Source organism: Marinobacter sp. MIT930201 (genome assembly GCF_047122665.1).
In the GTDB taxonomy this organism is placed as follows: Bacteria; Pseudomonadota; Gammaproteobacteria; order Pseudomonadales; family Oleiphilaceae; genus Marinobacter; species Marinobacter salarius.
The window spans coordinates 2,764,938-2,781,725 of sequence record NZ_CP138916.1 but is presented as its reverse complement, the minus strand read 5'-3'; the positions used below and the strand labels follow the sequence as shown (position 1 = coordinate 2,781,725).

Genomic DNA, 16,788 nt, shown 5'->3' with positions numbered 1-16,788 from the left:
CCGTCGACGCGACAGATCACCTCCCCCAAATGGGCGATTCTTACTCCCGCCCCAATCGCAAATAATCCTCCACGCATTGGCGACAATAAGCGGCCCTCACAGGGTGTGCTTTCTCACAAAAACAACAGGAGTCAACCATGCGTAAACTCATCACTTTCGCGGTGATCATGAGCTGTGCCGTGCTTGCAGCACCCACACTCAGCCATGCCAGCTATACCAAAACAAAGCATCCCATCGTTCTGGTCCACGGTGTGACCGGTTTCAACACCATCGGTGGCTTGATCAATTACTTCCACAACGTTCCCTGGAACCTTGAGCGCAGCGGCGCCCGGGTATATTCCGCCAGTGTGTCCTTTGTGAACAGCAGCGAGCAGCGTGGCCAGCAACTCGCCAATTACATCAACGGGCTTGGGCATTCGAAGGTCAACATCATGGCCCACAGCCAGGGCGCGCCCACCTCCCGCGTGACCGCCTCGCTTATTCCCCACAAAGTTGCCTCGGTAACATCTATCAATGGCGTCAACAAAGGCTCAAAAGTCGCGGACGTCGCGCGGGGAATCATTCCACCCGGCAGCTATGTCGAAGGTGGAGCCGGCGCCATTGCCAACGCGCTTGGCGATCTGGTCAACGCACTGTCTGGCTCCAACAACCCACAGGATGGTATTGCCGCTCTGGAAACCCTGACCACACCGGGCACCACGCAGTTGAACAACGCCCTCGGCTGGAAAGGGGTGAACCGGTGGTCATGCGCGGGCACCAATGAAGACGTGTGGATCAACGGCAACCGGATCAAGTTCTTCTCCTGGACCGGCACATCGGTCTGGACCAACTGGACCGACATCACCGACCCGTTCCTGGGTGTTACCTCGCTGGCTTTCGGCAACGAGCCCAATGATGGCTTGGTCGGCGAATGTTCCACCAAGATGGGCAACGTCATCGGCACCCACTACGACATGAACCACGTAGACGCCATCAATCACCTGTTCGGCGCTCGTTCGTGGCGGACCAATCCGGTCTCGCTCTATCGCAGCCATGCCAACCGCCTGAAAAATCGCGGGCTGTAACCCTCGCGCTTTCGAGTCTGAACCGTCGCCGGGCGCCCCGCTGATGCGTGCCCGGCGACGACAGTTGCCAAGGCAGGATAATGGGTATGAACAATAGCGACAGACTGAACAAGAAGGCTTTACTTCCCCTGATCATGACCGTTCCGGTGGTGTTTGCCTGTGTGTGGTTCCTGTTGGCGGACGAGCCACGCGGTGAAGCAATAACAAAGGCGGCGAGCACTCCCGCCACGACCTCAGAACAACCAGAACCCGGTATTACCGAGGCGCCACTTGCCGTTGGCGAGGATACGCCCATCCCCTACCAGACACCCGATAGCCTGGGAGACCAACCGTTTGCCAGCTCCCTCGCGGGTACCAATATCGACGGCAACTTACGGGCCGACGCCAACGGCGAATTGATCGTTGATCTGGAAACCCGCGACTTCTTCGACTACTTCCTGAACACCATTGGTGAGGTATCAGCCGAGCAGGCACTGGACCAGATCAGAACCCTGGCCCAACAGAGCCTGCCGGAAAGCGCCGCCCGCGAAGCCATGGCCCTGCTCAACCGGTACCTGGCGTACAAGGATGCCTCACTGGCACTTGGGAACCAGGGCCTTGACCCCGCCCGGCAGCACGACCCCGCCTACCAGTTGGAAATGCTCAAGGGTGCATTGGCCGACATGAAACAGCTGCGCCGGCGCATGTTCTCCGCCGACACTCACGAGGCCTTTTTCGGGCTGGAGGAGGCCTACGGCGACTATACGCTCGCCACCCTTGATATCCAGCAGCGCACCGACCTGTCCGCCGAAGCAAAAAACACACTGGCTGAATGGCATCGACAGCAGCTTCCTGAGGTCATCCGCCGCACCGAAACCCGCATGATTGAGGAAAGCGGGGACCACCGGGCAAGACAACAGGCGTTATCCGACGCCGACTCACCGTCCGAGGCCGGACGCAGACTCCGGGAACTGGGCGTTGATGATGCCCAGGCCAGAGAAGTGGTCGCCTACATGGAGGAACGGGAGCAGTTCGACAGCCAATACCAGCAGTTCCAGCAGGCACTGGCGAGTCTGGACAACTCAGGGTTGGCGGAAGAGGACAGGACGACCCAGGAGAACCGGTTACTGAAACAGCACTTTGATACCGAACAGACCCGCACCTGGGCCCGACTGCGGGTATTGGAGTCACAATCACCATAGTGTGCTCCAATGCCATTCCTGACTATCTGGCCGGCGTAAACTGGAGGTAACGACAACGACAACCGGACAGTCCTCGATGAATTTTTCCCAGCTTCGGGATCAACGGGCCAACGGGTTTCGACGGCTGCGGTTTGAGCCTGCGCTGGAAGCCCACTATCGCAAAGCCAGGGACGAAGGCATACGGTCACGCGCACGGCTGGTCTCCGCCAGTGCGCTGACGCTGTTCCTGGTATATACCCTGTTGGATTCCCTGATGCTGCCCGCGGCCATCGCACGGGATACCATCGCAGTTCGGCTTATGGTCACCTGCCCGGTCATCATCGGCGTGTGGTGGCTGTCCTATCGAGACATTCGCGACGATCATTTCGTTAAGATCTATGCGCTCGCCTATCTGGTTGGCGGCCTCAGTGTGGTGGGCATTATTGGGCTTGCACGCCTGGAGAACCACCCACTGCCCTATGAAGGCATCCTGCTGATGCTGATGTTTGGCTACTTCGTGATGGGCATCCCGTTTCGCACGGTTTCCGGCGCCTCCCTGCTGGTCATCATTGCCTATCTTTGGGTGGAGTACGCCACCGGTTCAGAGGCTCACCAACTCATGATTAACGGGTTTTTCATAGGCACTGCCAACATCATCGGGATGGTAGGGTCCTGGCTCAGTGAACACCGTCAGAGAGCCCACTTTTTGGATCGCCAGATGCTCAACGCCTCCAAACAACAGGCCGAACAGGAGAATCACCGCAAGACCCGACTTATTACTGTCGCCAGCCACGACCTTCGTCAACCCCTGAATGTCATCAGCCTGATTCTGGAAAACCTCACCGCTGACGGTCTGCCAGGTGAACAGCAGTCGCTGGTGTCGCGACTGAAATCCTCGGTCACCCATTTCAACAACCTGCTGGCCTCGGTTCTGGATATCTCCCGCATCCAGGAGGGCATGATCTCCCCTGAGCCCACCAGGCTTTGTACGTGGCAGGTCATACGGCAGGTATCTGAAACGTTTAGCGAGCAGGTACAACGCCCGGGCGCGCAGCTAGTCATCCATAAACCCGCCACCGGCAGTGGGGTGTTTGCCGACCCGCAGTTGCTGCACCGCGTGCTCCAGAACCTGGTAACGAATGCCCTGGAACATAGCGACGCCACCCGCATTGATCTTCGAGCCCATCAGGACAACGGAAAGCTGTGCTTCGAGGTACAGGATGATGGCCGGGGCATCGATGACGGCAGCCTCAAGCAGATCTTCACTCCCTTTTTTCGCAACAGTCAGCGCCAGCGTAGTTGCCCCGGCCTGGGGCTCGGGCTGGCCATTGTCCATGAGCTGACGGGCATGATGGAGGGACATTGCAACGTCAGTTCATCGCCAGGGCAAGGCGCCTGTTTCCGGGTTTTCCTGCCGGCAACGCCCGCACCACAGACAACAGAGTCCGTTTCCGGAGCGGCTGTTCCACCTTCCGCTCACTCACCCTCACTGGTGGTTGTGGAGGATCACGATGAGGCTCGTCACTGGACCTGCGAAACCCTGGCGTCCTGGGGCTACAGCGTGAGAGGCGTTGCCAGCGCGGAACAGGCAATCACCCGTTGGGGCGCATCGTCCAACGCTATTCTGGTCAGTGACGTCCACCTCCCGGAAATGTCTGGCGATGCCCTCTACGATCGGCTTTTCGCTCGCAAGTCGGTCCGCGGTGGCATCCTGATGACGGCTGATACAACGATTCCCCAGGGCTACGACTCTGAACGCCGACTCTGGGTACTGCACAAACCGCTGATACCCATGAGACTGCGAGCCGCGATTACCCAACTGGATCGTCTTGCTGACTGATCGCGTCAGAGCAGTCCCAGCGCTCTTGCCTCGGCGACACATTCGGTCCGGTTGTGAACACCTAAATGGGTGAAAATCGCTTTCAGGTGAGTCTTCACCGTGTGCTCGGTGAGGTCGAGGGCCTGGCAAATCCGCTTGTTGGGAAGCCCATCCGCCAAGAGTGTAAGAACCTCCAGTTGGCGCGGGGTCAGGTGCTCCGGGCTCAGGGAAGGAAACGGCAACGACGGATAGAACAACTGGCCGATGCTGACCCGCTGGACCATTCGAAGCAGCGAGCGGCGGCCAGCAGACTTGGGCAGAAACCCCACGGCGCCCGCAGAGCGTGCCGCTCGTACTGAGGCCTCGTCCTCGCGGCTGGAGATGACCACCACGGCAATCGGCAGCCCGATCTGTTCAAGCTCGGAAAACAACGACAGGCCCGCCTCCCCTTGCAATGTCAGGTCCAGCAGGACAAGAGAGGTTTCCGGCCGCGAACGGAGATCGTCCACCGCGTCCGCGACCGAGGCTACCGTTGCAACCTCCCGGGCGAGCTGCTCCTGCTCAAGAATCGCCGTAATTCCAAACAGGAAAAATGGATGATCATCCACGATCAGCACGCGGGCCAGGGGAAGGCAGTCTCCGGATGACAGTAGCGCACAGTCGGCGTTTTCAGCCGTTCTGGTGTCCATGGGTTTCTCCGCAAAATGGCTGTTATTGTTACTGCGGTGCGGAATACTATACGGATGAAAACCGGAATCGACCGTTCGCTGTTTAACAGTTTTGATGCATGCCCCTTCCACCACCTGTGCAGGTGCAGGGTGTAATCGCTATACTGGCGCCACGACACTTTCTCATCTGCTTGGATCAAGGCACTGATGTCTGGACGTTTTCTGGCACTTCTACTCGCTGTGCTCATTCCCGTTATTGCCCATGCCGACCGCCCCACAATGACGGTTGTCACGTCGATCTATCCGCCTTACCAATACCTGGATAACGGTGAGGTGAAGGGTACCCACACGGAAACCCTTCGCCAGGTCCTGACGAGGATGGGCTATGACCCCGTTTTCCGGCTTGTACCCTGGGCCCGGGCGGAAGCGAGCGCTCGTGCTGGAACCGCCGACCTGATCTACTCCCTGACATACTCGCCAAGCCGCGCCCGCCACTACTACTTCACCAACCCCATCAGCGAGGCCCGGGATGTATTTTTCAGCCTTTCCGACCGGGGCCTTCAGTGGCAGGAGCTGGATGATCTCGCCGGCCTGAGGATTGGGCTATCCGCGTCCTACAGTTATGCCCCCGAGTTCATGGAATGGCTGGTCGCCGGCAACGCCCGGGTTGTTCAGATCAGCCAGGAATCCCCGGAACTCACGGGGCTGAAAATGATTGCCTTTGGCCGTATCGACCTGTTCATCTGCGAGGAAACCGTCTGCCGGTATCTGATCGACAAACACATCGCCGACCGTCCGGAGCTGGCAAATGTATCCGCAATGCCACAAACCGTTGGCGAAGTGCGGGGGTTTCGGGCGGCATTCTCCCGCCAGCATCCGAAGGGGGAGGCGCTCCGCGACGAATTCAACAAGGTGCTGGCCGAGCTGAAAACCCGCAATTCCGACTAGCGTCTGCGGCAATCACCTATCTGCGAAACCACACAGGCGCATAAAGGTTTCCTATACTGCGGGCTGTACCCCTCAACCAACAGACCGGGACCATGGACATCCAGACTGATCACCGCTACGCCATCAACCTGAACGTCAGAGGCATCCAGCCCTCCGCCACCCTCCGAATCAACGAACTCAGTAATCAGCTTCGCGCCGAAGGCCGGGACATTATCAAGCTGGGGCTCGGCCAGTCGCCATTTCCGGTGCCCGACCGTGTGGTCGATGCCCTGCGCGAGCATGCCCATGAAAAGGACTACCTTCCGGTGAAGGGCCTTAAGGCCCTGCGGGAATCGATTTCGGGCTACATCAACCGCAGTGAGCGCATGCGCTGCACCTGGGAAGACGTACTGATTGGCCCCGGCTCCAAGGAGCTGCTGTTCATGCTGCAGCTCGCCTACTATGGCGACTTGCTGATCCCGCGCCCAAGCTGGGTATCCTACGCGCCGCAGGCACGCATTATCGGCCGCTCAGTACACTGGTTGCCAACACACGCGGAAAACAACTGGCAGCTGACCGCGGAAGAGTTGGACATCATCTGCCGCGACGACCCGTCACGACCACGTATCCTGATCATGAACTATCCGTCCAACCCAACGGGCTGTACCTACACAGACGACCAGTTGCTGGCTATCGCCAACGTCGCTCGCAAGTACAAACTGATCCTGCTGTCGGACGAAATATACGGCGAAGTGCACTTTGAGGGACGGCACAAGTCCATCGCCCGCTATTACCCGGAAGGCACCATTATCAGCACTGGCCTGAGCAAGTGGGCTGGCGCGGGTGGCTGGCGCCTCGGCACGTTTATTTTTCCGCCCGAGCTGCGCCCTTTGCAGGACGCCATGGCGATCATCGCCAGCGAAACCTACACCGCAACCAGCGCTCCGATCCAACATGCGGCCATTGCTGCGTTTAATGGTGGCGAAGACCTGGATGAGTACCTGAAGCAGTCACGCCGGGTGCTCAAGGTAGTAGGCGAATACCTCCATCGCCGCCTGACGGATATGGGGGCCGTGGTGCAAAAGCCCGAGGGTGCGTTCTACCTGTTCCCGGACTTTTCCAACTTCCGCGAAGCACTGGCCCGTCGCGACATCAAAACCAGTCAGGCTCTGTGTCAGTCGCTACTGGAAAATACCGGTGTGGCCATCCTGCCGGCCAGTGATTTCGGCTTTGTCCCGGACCACCTTGCCGCACGTCTCGCGTTTGTGGACTTTGACGGTGCTGAGGCTCTGGCGCTGGCCGGAAAAGAGTACGGTGAACAGGAACTGAGTGACGATTTCGTCAAACAGGCCTGTCCGCGACTGGTGACAGCCATGGACAAGATGGAGCAGTGGCTCACCGGCCTGTAACAGGGTCATGATAGACTGGCGCCCTCATTTCAGATCGGAGGGCGCCATCATGTCTAACCCGGAAGCCATTACCGCCATTGCGGAATTCGCCGAAGAGCTGGCCCTGAAGGCCGGTGAGTTGATCAAGCACGAACGAGAACAGAACACCCTTCGTACCGATTACAAACAGCAGTCGGAGCTGGTCACCCACGCCGACGTAATGGCCGACGAGATGATCACCGGCGCCATTCGCGAGCGCTTCCCCGACCATCGCATCCTCTCCGAAGAAACCATGCCGGACTTGAGCCAGGCCGAACACCTGGACACTCCGCTGTGGATCATCGACCCCATCGACGGCACTGTGAATTACGCCTACGGCCACCCCCAGGTGGCAGTCTCCATCGCCTATGCGGAAAAGGGGCGGGTGCAGGCAGGCGTGGTACACGCTCCGTTTTCTGGTGAAACCTTCCGTGCCAAGCGGGGCATCGGTGCCACCCTGAATGGCAACCCCATCAAACACAGTGGGGCGACACGGCCAAGGGAATCATTGTTCGCGACCGGCTTCCCCTACACCAAGGACAGCCTTGAACCCCTGATAAGTCGGTTGGAAGCGATGATTCATCAATGCCGGGATCTGCGCCGTATCGGTTCTGCGGCGCTGGACATCTGCTGGGTGGCCTGCGGGCGGTTGGACATCTACTACGAGAACGTCAGCCCATGGGACTTTGCCGCTGCACGGTTGATTGCGCTGGAGGCGGGTGCGACGGCGGGACATTTCAGTGAGGTGCCGGAGGGTTATCCGGCGGACCTGTGGGGGCGGGATATCCTGATATCAGCCCCGGCGGTCTGGGAGTCGGTTCGTGACATCCTGCGCAAGGCGTCGGGCTACGATTGAACGCCCCAGACCGCTTCTGAAACCAGGCCCCAGGCCTCTTCAAAGTCGTTGGAGGGTAATCGGGAAAAGGAGGAACGGACATAGCGCTGAACCCGGCCCTCCATAAACACCAGTACAAAGTCCGCGCCTCGAGCTGAACTGGTTCTCGGGCGCAAACCCTGGCGAATCTCGCCTTCTTTGAGTGCCTGGCGTACCTGGGTTTCCAGGCGCTCGAAGAACTGCGACGCTCGCTTGCGCAGGGCTTCGTTCTCCCCCATCAGGGCATCACCGGTCAGCACCGTGCAAAGCCCCGGATTGCGCTCGGCAAACACCAGCACCAGATGCACGAGTTGCTGTAGCCGAACCCGAACATCCTCCTGTTCCTGCAGGATGACCTGGCAACGGGAAAACACCGCCTCCTCGGCAAACTCGATCAGCGCCTCGAACATTTTCCGTTTACTGGGGAAATGGCGATACAAGGCCGCCTCGGTGACACCCACCGACTTGGCCAGGCCAGCAGTGGTAATTCGTGCTCCCGGATCTTTCTCCAGAAGCTCCACGAGGGCATGAAGAATCGCTTCACGGCGACTGATTTTTTGTTCTGTCATAACAGGACTACAGCGCTCTGTTTATCTACGGAATTTGGGTGCAGGCGGGCGCATCCATTCGGGACCGTAAAAAACAGGGATGTTTTTTACGAGCCTACAGGGACGTATTCACGGCGTGTCCCGAATGGATGCGCCCGCCTGTACTGGCACCATCAGTTGAAATTCTGGACCTGATCAGAAGAAAGTACCATCAAGGGGCGACGATGCGCTGGCATAAAGCTTCTTCGGCATACGCCCCGCCAGATAGGCATCGCGGCCAGATTCAATAGCCAGGCGCATTGCCTTGGCCATGCGGATCGGGTCCTGGGCCTGGGCGATGGCGGTGTTCATCAGCACGCCATCGCAACCCAACTCCATTGCCAGGGTTGCATCAGAAGCAGTACCTACACCGGCATCCACCAACACCGGTACATTGGCGTTCTCGACGATCAGGCGGATGTTGTAGCGGTTCTGGATACCCAGGCCGGAACCAATTGGTGCGCCCAGCGGCATGATGGCGATACAGCCCATTTCCTCAAGACGCTTGGCCAGCAACGGGTCGTCCGAGCAATACACCATCACCTTGAAGCCATCGCGGATCAGTTCCTCTGCGGCCACCAGGGTTTCGGTCATGTTCGGGTACAGGGTTTTTTCCTCACCCAGCACTTCCAGCTTGACCAGGTCATGGCCATCCAGCAGCTCCCGTGCGAGCTTGCAGGTACGCACGGCATCTTTTGCGGTGTAACAGCCAGCGGTGTTAGGCAGCATGGTGTAGCGCTCAGGGGATACCACGTCCAACAAACTCGGTTCATCCGGGTTCTGGCCCAGATTGGTACGGCGCACGGCAAAGGTGACAATCTCCGCACCGCTGGCTTCAATCGCATGGCCGGTTTCAGCCATGTCCCGATACTTACCTGTGCCTACCAGCAACCGGGACTGGTATACCCGACCGGCGATTTCAAGCGGCTTGTCTTCGGGAAGCGGTCTTTCAGAACTGTCACTCATGCTTTACACCTGAACTCATTAAAAGAATCGTGGAAAAGGAATGGCAAGGCGGTTATTAACCGCCGCCAATAGCGTGAACCACCTCTACCCTGTCGCCATCGCTGAGGCTGAAGGTGGCGTGCTGGCTGCGGGGAACAATATCTTCGTTGACTTCCACAGCGAATCGCTTGCCAACCAATGCCATCCGCTCTATCAATACCGCGACAGTGACTTCTTCGGGAAGCTCCATGGCGTCACCGTTGACCTGTACCTGCATAACGTTACCTGCCTTAAACATCTGTCTCTAACGCCTGAATCCCGCCATCAGAACCAATATCCAGCCCACCATAAAGCCGATTCCTCCAACCGGCGTAACCGGCCCCATCCAGCGAAGGTCCGTTAGCACCAGGAGGTACAGGCTGCCACTGAACAACAGGATTCCAGCAACAAAAAAGCCGGCCGCAACGCCGAGCAAACGCCGCGACAGACCCGCAACCGGGAGTATCGCGACAAGAATTAACGCCAATGAGTGGTATATCTGATATGTGACGGCAGTCTGGAAAACTTCAAGCCCCCGCTCGTCAATTACACCACGCAACCCGTGTGCACCAAAGGCTCCTGCCATCACCGCTAACAGGGCAAACAGCGCGCCCAACACCAGTGCCGGGCGCAGGGGTTCTATCTGTCTAGCAGTCACAATGGATCTTTTCCCCGGTATCAAGATTCATCAGGGTAAGCTTTCCACCCCAGACACAACCGGTATCCAGCCCGAAATAACGGGTGCTTTCAGTCTGGCCTTCCAGTGCTGCCCAATGTCCGAACACCACACGCACATCATCCTGGCGAGGGAAGCGAAACCAGGGTGCATAGCCATCCGGCGCCGACGCGGCCGACTCTTTGGCGGCGAGTTCCAGGGTGCCATCCTCGGCAATAAACCGCATACGGGTGAAATAGTTGGTAATGACCCGCCACCGATCCATACCACTGAGGTCCGGGTGCCAGCGTTCAGGCCAGTTCCCGTACATATCTGCAAAGTAGCTTTCGGCCTCGGGCCCGCGAATCACCGCTTCCACTTCCCGGCTGTAGCCGACCGCTTCTTCCACAGACCAGATGTGTGGCAGCCCGGCATGGACCATCACCAGATTGCGGTCTTCATCATGAACACAGAGATTCTGCTGCCGGAGCCAATCGAAAAGCCGTTGGTGATCCGGCGCTTCGAGTATATCGGCGAGCGTGTCCTTGTTCCTCAGAGCATGGCCACCCATGGCCACCGCCAGCAGGTGCAGGTCGTGATTGCCCAGCACCACCACTGCAGAGCTACCCAGGCTTTCAACGTAGCGCAGGGTTTCCAGCGAAGACGGGCCGCGGTTGATCAGGTCGCCGGCCACCCAGAGCCGATCCCGCGACGGTGAGAAATCCACCTTGGCGAGCACATCCAGGAGACGTTCATAGCAGCCCTGGATATCGCCAATGGCGTAATCAGTCATGACTTACCTCATCAGCACCGAAATTTTCAGGTTTACTGTCGGCCAACAAATCGGCAATCGCAACATACTCTGCCAGGCCAAGGTTTTCCGGGCGCAGGCCATCGTTGATGCCAACGCTGTTGAGTTGATCCACGGAAACCATGCCGGCCAGCGCCTTTCGGAGGGTTTTTCGCCGGGCACTGAAGGCGGTGCGCACCACCGCCTGCAGCAGCTTATAATCCTTTGCCGGATGCGGCAGCGTCTTATGGGGCACCAGCCGAACGATGGCGGAATCCACTTTCGGCGCTGGCCGGAAAGCGCCTGGGCCGACTTCAAACAACGGCTGCACCCGGCAGAAATACTGGGTCATGATCCCCAACCGGCCGTAGTTGTTGTCTCCGGGCACCGCCGCCATTCGTTGAACCACTTCCTTCTGCAGCATGAAATGCATGTCCTGCACCACGCCGGAATGCCCCAGCAAGTGGAAAATCAATGGCGTGGAAATATTGTACGGCAGGTTGCCGATGATCCTCAGGGGCTTGTCGGCAACCAGTTCGCCGAAATCAAACTTCAACGCATCCGCTTCATGAATGCGGAAGTTGGGGTAATTGAAGAATTTGGTCCTGAGCACCGGAATCAGGTCCCGATCCAACTCCACCACCTGGAGGTTCGAGTTAACGGCAAGCATTTCCTCGGTGAGAGCGCCCAGGCCAGGCCCGATTTCCACAAGGGCATCGTCCGGCTTGGGATGGATAGCGCGAATAATGCGTTCAATCACGCCGGGGTCGTGAAGAAAGTTCTGACCGAAGCGTTTCCGGGCCTGATGGCCGTGTTTGCTACTCACTCGATAGGATCTCTTTCGCTGAAGTTGCCATTCGTTCACCCACCCGGATTGCCGTTTCCAGGCTGCCGGCATCTGCCCTGCCCGTGCCGGCCAGATCAAGGGCGGTGCCGTGGTCGACGGAGGTCCGCACAATGGGCAGGCCCAGGGTGATATTGACCGCCCGGCCGAAGCCCTGGAATTTGAGAACCGGCAAGCCCTGGTCATGGTACATGGCCAGTACCGCGTCGGCGTTATCGAGCCAATGAGGGGTAAACAGGGTGTCCGCCGGCAATGGGCCAGTCAGGTCGATGCCTTCCCGGCGCAGCTTGTCCAGGGTCGGCTCGATGACGTCGATTTCTTCCCGCCCCAGATGTCCGCCTTCACCAGCGTGGGGGTTAAGCCCTGCAACCAGGATTCTGGGATGCTGAAGGCCGAAGAACTTGCGCAGGTCATTGTCCAGAATACGGGTGACCTGGGCCAGGCGCTCGGCCGTAATCGCCGCAGAGACGTCCTTCAGGGGCAAATGGGTGGTCACCAGTGCCACTCTTAACTCGTCCGTGGCCAGCATCATCACCACACGCTCAACACCACAGAGCTCCTGCAGGAACTCCGTGTGGCCACTAAAGGCGATGCCGGCGTTGTTGATAACGCCCTTGTGAACCGGTGCCGTCACCATCCCATCGAACGTACCATCAAGGCAGCCCTGGGCGGCTACTCGCAGGGTTTCCAGAACATAGGCGCTATTCGCCGGATCCAGCTGGCCGGCCGTAGTGGACGCCAATCCATCAACGGAAAGCACGGAGAGCCGGCCCGGTTCAGCAGTGGCTGGTGCTCCCGGCGCCCAGTCTTCCAGCTCTACATTCAACCCAAGCAGTCGGGCCCTCGCCTCCAGCAGAGGTTTGCTGGCCACCACCACAATGCCGGGCCCGCGTTTTTTCAGGGCCAGTTGCAAGCAAAGCTCCGGGCCAATGCCCGCAGGTTCGCCCGCTGTCAGTGCGAGGATGACCGGCTGTGTCATGATTCGCTGTCAGCTCCGTAGCCGCTCTTGAACTCAATAAACGCCTCGTCGCGGATCTCCCGCAGCCAGTTCTGCAGTTCGGTATCAAACTTGCGGCGGTAGATGGCCTGCCGCGCCTCGGATTCCCGTACATCACTGCTGATGTCCTGCTGACGACGGTCCTGCACCTGCAGAATGTGCCAGCCAAACTGGGAGCGGAACGGACCCTTGAGCTCGCCCACATCCGCTTCCATCATCGCCTGCTCGAACTCCGGCACCATCTGTCCGGGGCTGACCCATCCGAGGTTACCACCGTCAGAGCCGGAAACCGGGTCATCAGAGTGCTCCCGGGCGATGACGGCGAAATCGGCGCCATTATCGATTTGCTGATAGAGATCGCGAATGGTTGCTTCCGCCTGGGCTTCCGACACGGTTTCCGAGGTGCGTACCAGGATGTGACGGACTTTCGACTGCTCGATGAACTGTGCTTTATCACCGCCGCGGCGATCCATCACCATCACCAGGTGGAAGCCACTGCTGTTCCTGAGTACCGGGGAGACGGTTCCGGTTTCAAGATCCGGGACCACATCGGCCACCAGTGACGGCAGTTGGTTCTCGGCACGCCATCCCATGTTGCCACCGTCGAGGGCATTGCTGGCATCGGATTCAGCAACGGCAACAGAGCGGAAGTCCCGCCCCTCGGCAATTTCTTCACGCAGTTGCTCCACCTTTTCGCGGGCAGCGCTGACCTCGTCCTCGTCATTGAAATCGTTCACCTCAATGAGAATATGGGCAAGCTCATACTCTGCATTGCTACGGCCCTGACCCTCCATTGCCGCAAGGTAGTTCTCAACTTCCCGATCCGTAACCCGCACGCGATTGCCAACCTGGCGCTGCTGTACCCGGCTGGTAATCATCTCGTTGCGAATCTGCTCACGGGCCTCGCGATAGGTGACGCCTTCCTGGACCAGTTGTTGCTCGAACTGGGCCAGCGTCATATTGTTGCGCTGGGCGATGGATGCCAGGGTTTCATTGAGCTCGTTGTCGCTGATGCGCATTCCGGCCCTGTCCGCCATCTGTAACTGGATGGACTCGCTGATCAACTGCTCCAGAACCCGTTCTTCCAGAATATCCCTTGGGGGCAATCCGGTGCCCTGAGCGCGCAGCCGCCCGGTGATGGTGTTGATCCGTGCCTCGAGCTCGGACTGAAGAATAACGTCGTCGTTGACGACTGCCACCACCTGATCAAGCAGTTTACGGTCCGCCTGTACGGTTGCGGATACCATCACAACCATCAGTGCCAGCATCATTTGTGCGCAATGGCGAAGGTTCGCCTTCATAGTCACCTCTAGTATGGAAGAATACTGCCTGTCACCCCGGCATCCCGAGCCTGACTGTCAGGCATCAGCGATCACCGAAACGGCGACGTTCCCTTTCGTCAAAGCCATAGATGGCTTCGGAAATCTGGCTGGACGATCCGCCGCTCCCGCCCAGTCCCTTGAGCTGGATCTGAAACAGCATGCGACTCTCAAGCTGTTCATCGTCCGTCAGGTAATTCTGGTGCACCAGCTGCACACTCCAGCAACAGTTATTGTATTCCAGCCCGGCCAGTGAACCGACCGTACGATCAAGCTCGGAATCGTAGACCCAGCGGCCGATCAGACTAACACGGTCTGTGACAGGAAAAACGCCCCCGATATCCGACTGCTCGAATTCGTCTCGCCGGTAACTGTGCCCCAGGCTGGCCAGATAACGGTAATCATCGGAGTGGAAAATCAGCTGACTGCGACCTTCCTGCGTCTTACTGGTGTCTGGCTCCCACAGGCCGGAGGTTCGAATTTCCAGGCCGTCCACCGGTCGCAAAACCATTTCACCGGCCAGCGGGGAGTCACTGGCGTCAGAGGCCCCCTCCCCATCGAGCGTCACTTCCCGGTCATCGTAATAGTGAACCTGGCCAATGCTGAAGCGGGCACGTTCAGCGCCAGTGAGCAGATCATTGAAGCGGCTGGTTAGTGCCACGGTCAATTGATTGCTATCACCTACCCGATCACCGCCGCTGAAACGATTGCGTTGGAACAACTGGTCGAAGCTGAACGAGCGAATGGCGGTGTCGAAATCCGGAATGAACGATTGGTCAGCATCGGCATCAGCCCAGGCGTAGTAAAGCCGGGGCTCCAGGCTCTGGTTATAGGGAATATCGAACAGGCTGGACTGGCGATCAAAATACAGGCCGGAATCCCACTCCGCGACCGGAACGGTACGATCAAAGCCAGGGTCCCGTGTGGTGTAGTCCTCCAGCTCATAGCGTGTGTAATCGACACTGACGGAAGGTCTGGCATAGCCCCAGAGCGCCCGCATGGGCAATGCCAGCTCGGGTATGGCGCGAAAGCGCTGGCCGTTGGCCCGGTCGAGCCCCGTCAGGTCATCATTATCGCGGTAGAAATACGTGTACTGGCTTTCCAGATTCAGTTCCGCCGGCCCCGCATCCACGGTGGCGCCGTACAATACTTCTGGTAACTGCGAGTAGGGAATGTTCTCGTCGGCAATGAAATCGCTGAGGGTCTGGTAGCCGTTGAGATAGGTTTCGAAATACTGGGAGGAATCCCGATAGCGGATACCACCCCGGCGACGCAGATGGGTTGCGCGATTGATCTCCAGGTTGCGGTTGAGATCACTGAGGTAGTCGTCGTCGCTAACCACGGAATAATCCCCGTAGCCGGTCCAGCCGTATCCGAATCTCGCCTGGGTACTGAAATCAAGCCCCCAGCGTTCACCCCCTTGCGAGGGAAACTCCTCCTCGTACTCGGTGTCGTTGCCCGCGTAGCCTAGCTGAAGCACCGATTCCCCAAGACTGCTGAGGTAACGCCCCTCCGCCTCGGTAAACAATCCACGCCCATGTATGTACTGGGGCGTCAGCGTCGCGTCGTAGTGTGGCGCCAGGTTGAGGTAGTAGGGAACCGACAGGAAAGCGCCGCTACCCGCGTTGGAGGTACCAAAAGACGGATAGAGAAAGCCTGTCTTGCGGCGATCGTCAATGGGGAAACTGGCATAGGGCCAGTAGAACACCGGGATATCACTGATCTCAAGGCGTACGTGCTTTGCGGTGCCCACACCTTCGCCCTGGTCCAGGTGGATGTCGGACGCCACGATGGACCAATCGTTGTTGTCCGGGGCGCAGGTGGTCAGAGAGCCGCCACGAATCCGCACCTGGTCTTCCGCCGTGCGGGAGAGCTGAGTGGCCGAACCCCGCATTTCCGGGCCGTGCAGGAGAAAGGTCGCCGTATTGATGTCAACCCGGCCGCTGTTGACGTCGTAGTCCGCACGCTCGCCGGTCAGCAGGAAGCCATCACCGCGGCTGGTCAACGGCCCTTCAATGGCCACCGCACCGGTTGCCTGGTTGTAGCGGGCCTCGGAGCCAGTCACCCGGAACCCCGGCTGCTCCAGACGAACATCTCCCCGCAGAAACAGTTCGTTGTCGAGTTCATACCGCGCATTGAGCCCACTGGCCTGTAGGGGCGCCTGACCATTTTTCGCTGCCGGCTCACCTGCGTTTCCCTTTCCCACCCCCGGGACCGCGGAAGGCAAATAGCCACCCCCGCAGAAGTCCGGCAGGGATCGACGGACATCCTCCGGCAAATCAGACTTGGGCCGCCACTCAATCTCGGCAGCCGAAGGGGCGGCTTCCTGAGCATAAACCACCGAAACTGGTGCCAACATTGTGCACCCCGTAACGGACGCAAACAGCAACCCGAGACGGTGCCGCATGCGGGGCGTTGGCATTCGCAGCTTCCTTGTTGGGGCTGGCACGGTGAGCAGGTTCCTGTCCAGAATGGATTCGCGGCTGTCGGAGATACTTAACAGCGGCCTAGTTTACACGGCGCCCTTTGCCTTGTTAACGGAAACCGGCCTTTGTTAACGGAAACCAGCCATTGCTGCAAAACCGTTTTACCGCCTCTATACTGATCTGCTAACTTTCGGCCATGGGCCCGCAGGTTCGTTGCGGCCAGGTCACCGATAACTTCTGAGCCAGG

Annotated in this window: 16 protein-coding genes; 6 read left to right on the top strand and 10 right to left on the bottom strand. The window is 58.8% G+C overall.

Annotation, left to right across the window (positions count from 1 at the left end; all coding sequences use genetic code 11):
* The first annotated feature begins 137 nt into the window (after positions 1-137).
* The 3 genes from SIC19_RS12700 (at position 138) to SIC19_RS12690 (ending at position 4,064) form a co-directional block, all read left to right on the top strand.
* Positions 138-1,064, top strand: coding sequence for an esterase/lipase family protein (locus SIC19_RS12700; protein WP_036211008.1), 927 nt, complete (start codon positions 138-140; stop codon positions 1,062-1,064).
* A gap of 86 nt (positions 1,065-1,150) precedes the next feature.
* On the top strand, positions 1,151-2,245 hold the full coding sequence (locus SIC19_RS12695; protein ID WP_075194237.1) for a lipase secretion chaperone: 1,095 nt from the start codon (positions 1,151-1,153) through the stop codon (positions 2,243-2,245).
* Between the two features lie 76 nt (positions 2,246-2,321).
* Positions 2,322-4,064, top strand: a complete 1,743-nt coding sequence (locus SIC19_RS12690; RefSeq protein ID WP_075194236.1) for a hybrid sensor histidine kinase/response regulator — start codon at positions 2,322-2,324, stop codon at positions 4,062-4,064.
* A gap of 5 nt (positions 4,065-4,069) precedes the next feature.
* On the opposite strand, the gene SIC19_RS12685 is transcribed toward SIC19_RS12690, so the two are convergent.
* On the bottom strand, positions 4,070-4,732 hold the full coding sequence (locus SIC19_RS12685) for a response regulator (protein ID WP_083637116.1): 663 nt from the start codon (positions 4,730-4,732) through the stop codon (positions 4,070-4,072).
* A 186-nt stretch (positions 4,733-4,918) separates the two neighbouring features.
* Here SIC19_RS12685 and SIC19_RS12680 point away from each other — a divergent pair, with 186 nt between their 5' ends.
* From SIC19_RS12680 to SIC19_RS12670, 3 genes are all read left to right on the top strand, one after another.
* The gene (locus SIC19_RS12680; protein WP_075194235.1) at positions 4,919-5,659 is read left to right on the top strand and encodes a substrate-binding periplasmic protein; all 741 of its coding nucleotides are present in this window, start codon (positions 4,919-4,921) and stop codon (positions 5,657-5,659) included.
* A 92-nt stretch (positions 5,660-5,751) separates the two neighbouring features.
* Positions 5,752-7,047 carry a pyridoxal phosphate-dependent aminotransferase gene (locus SIC19_RS12675; RefSeq protein WP_036210999.1) on the top strand — a complete coding sequence of 432 codons (1,296 nt, stop codon included), beginning with the start codon at positions 5,752-5,754 and terminating at the stop codon, positions 7,045-7,047.
* A gap of 49 nt (positions 7,048-7,096) precedes the next feature.
* Positions 7,097-7,921, top strand: coding sequence for an inositol monophosphatase family protein (locus tag SIC19_RS12670; protein ID WP_041336399.1), 825 nt, complete (start codon positions 7,097-7,099; stop codon positions 7,919-7,921).
* On the opposite strand, the gene slmA is transcribed toward SIC19_RS12670, so the two are convergent.
* The 9 genes from slmA to SIC19_RS12625 all read right to left on the bottom strand — a co-directional run bounded on the left by slmA (position 7,912) and on the right by SIC19_RS12625 (position 16,474).
* Positions 7,912-8,508 carry a nucleoid occlusion factor SlmA gene (slmA, locus tag SIC19_RS12665; protein WP_075194234.1) on the bottom strand — a complete coding sequence of 199 codons (597 nt, stop codon included), beginning with the start codon at positions 8,506-8,508 and terminating at the stop codon, positions 7,912-7,914. The two genes, SIC19_RS12670 and slmA, sit on opposite strands and share 10 nt — an antisense overlap.
* A gap of 174 nt (positions 8,509-8,682) precedes the next feature.
* The gene (locus tag SIC19_RS12660; RefSeq protein WP_036210990.1) at positions 8,683-9,492 is read right to left on the bottom strand and encodes a thiazole synthase; all 810 of its coding nucleotides are present in this window, start codon (positions 9,490-9,492) and stop codon (positions 8,683-8,685) included.
* Positions 9,493-9,547: 55 nt separating this feature from the next.
* A complete protein-coding gene (thiS, locus tag SIC19_RS12655) occupies positions 9,548-9,748 on the bottom strand; it encodes a sulfur carrier protein ThiS (protein ID WP_075194233.1) in 201 nt (66 codons plus the stop codon).
* 27 nt (positions 9,749-9,775) lie between these two features.
* Positions 9,776-10,096, bottom strand: coding sequence for a DUF423 domain-containing protein (locus SIC19_RS12650; RefSeq protein WP_226910030.1), 321 nt, complete (start codon positions 10,094-10,096; stop codon positions 9,776-9,778).
* A gap of 61 nt (positions 10,097-10,157) precedes the next feature.
* A complete protein-coding gene (locus SIC19_RS12645; RefSeq protein ID WP_036210987.1) occupies positions 10,158-10,958 on the bottom strand; it encodes a symmetrical bis(5'-nucleosyl)-tetraphosphatase in 801 nt (266 codons plus the stop codon).
* The gene (rsmA, locus tag SIC19_RS12640; protein ID WP_036210985.1) at positions 10,951-11,781 is read right to left on the bottom strand and encodes a 16S rRNA (adenine(1518)-N(6)/adenine(1519)-N(6))-dimethyltransferase RsmA; all 831 of its coding nucleotides are present in this window, start codon (positions 11,779-11,781) and stop codon (positions 10,951-10,953) included. The genes SIC19_RS12645 and rsmA overlap by 8 nt, the downstream gene beginning before the upstream one ends.
* Positions 11,774-12,778, bottom strand: a complete 1,005-nt coding sequence (gene pdxA, locus SIC19_RS12635; RefSeq protein WP_075194232.1) for a 4-hydroxythreonine-4-phosphate dehydrogenase PdxA — start codon at positions 12,776-12,778, stop codon at positions 11,774-11,776. The genes rsmA and pdxA overlap by 8 nt, the downstream gene beginning before the upstream one ends.
* On the bottom strand, positions 12,775-14,097 hold the full coding sequence (locus SIC19_RS12630; RefSeq protein ID WP_036210979.1) for a peptidylprolyl isomerase: 1,323 nt from the start codon (positions 14,095-14,097) through the stop codon (positions 12,775-12,777). The genes pdxA and SIC19_RS12630 overlap by 4 nt, the downstream gene beginning before the upstream one ends.
* 64 nt (positions 14,098-14,161) lie before the next feature.
* Entirely contained in the window at positions 14,162-16,474 is a 2,313-nt protein-coding gene (locus SIC19_RS12625) for an LPS-assembly protein LptD (protein ID WP_127402425.1), read from the bottom strand.
* Positions 16,475-16,788 lie beyond the last annotated feature (314 nt).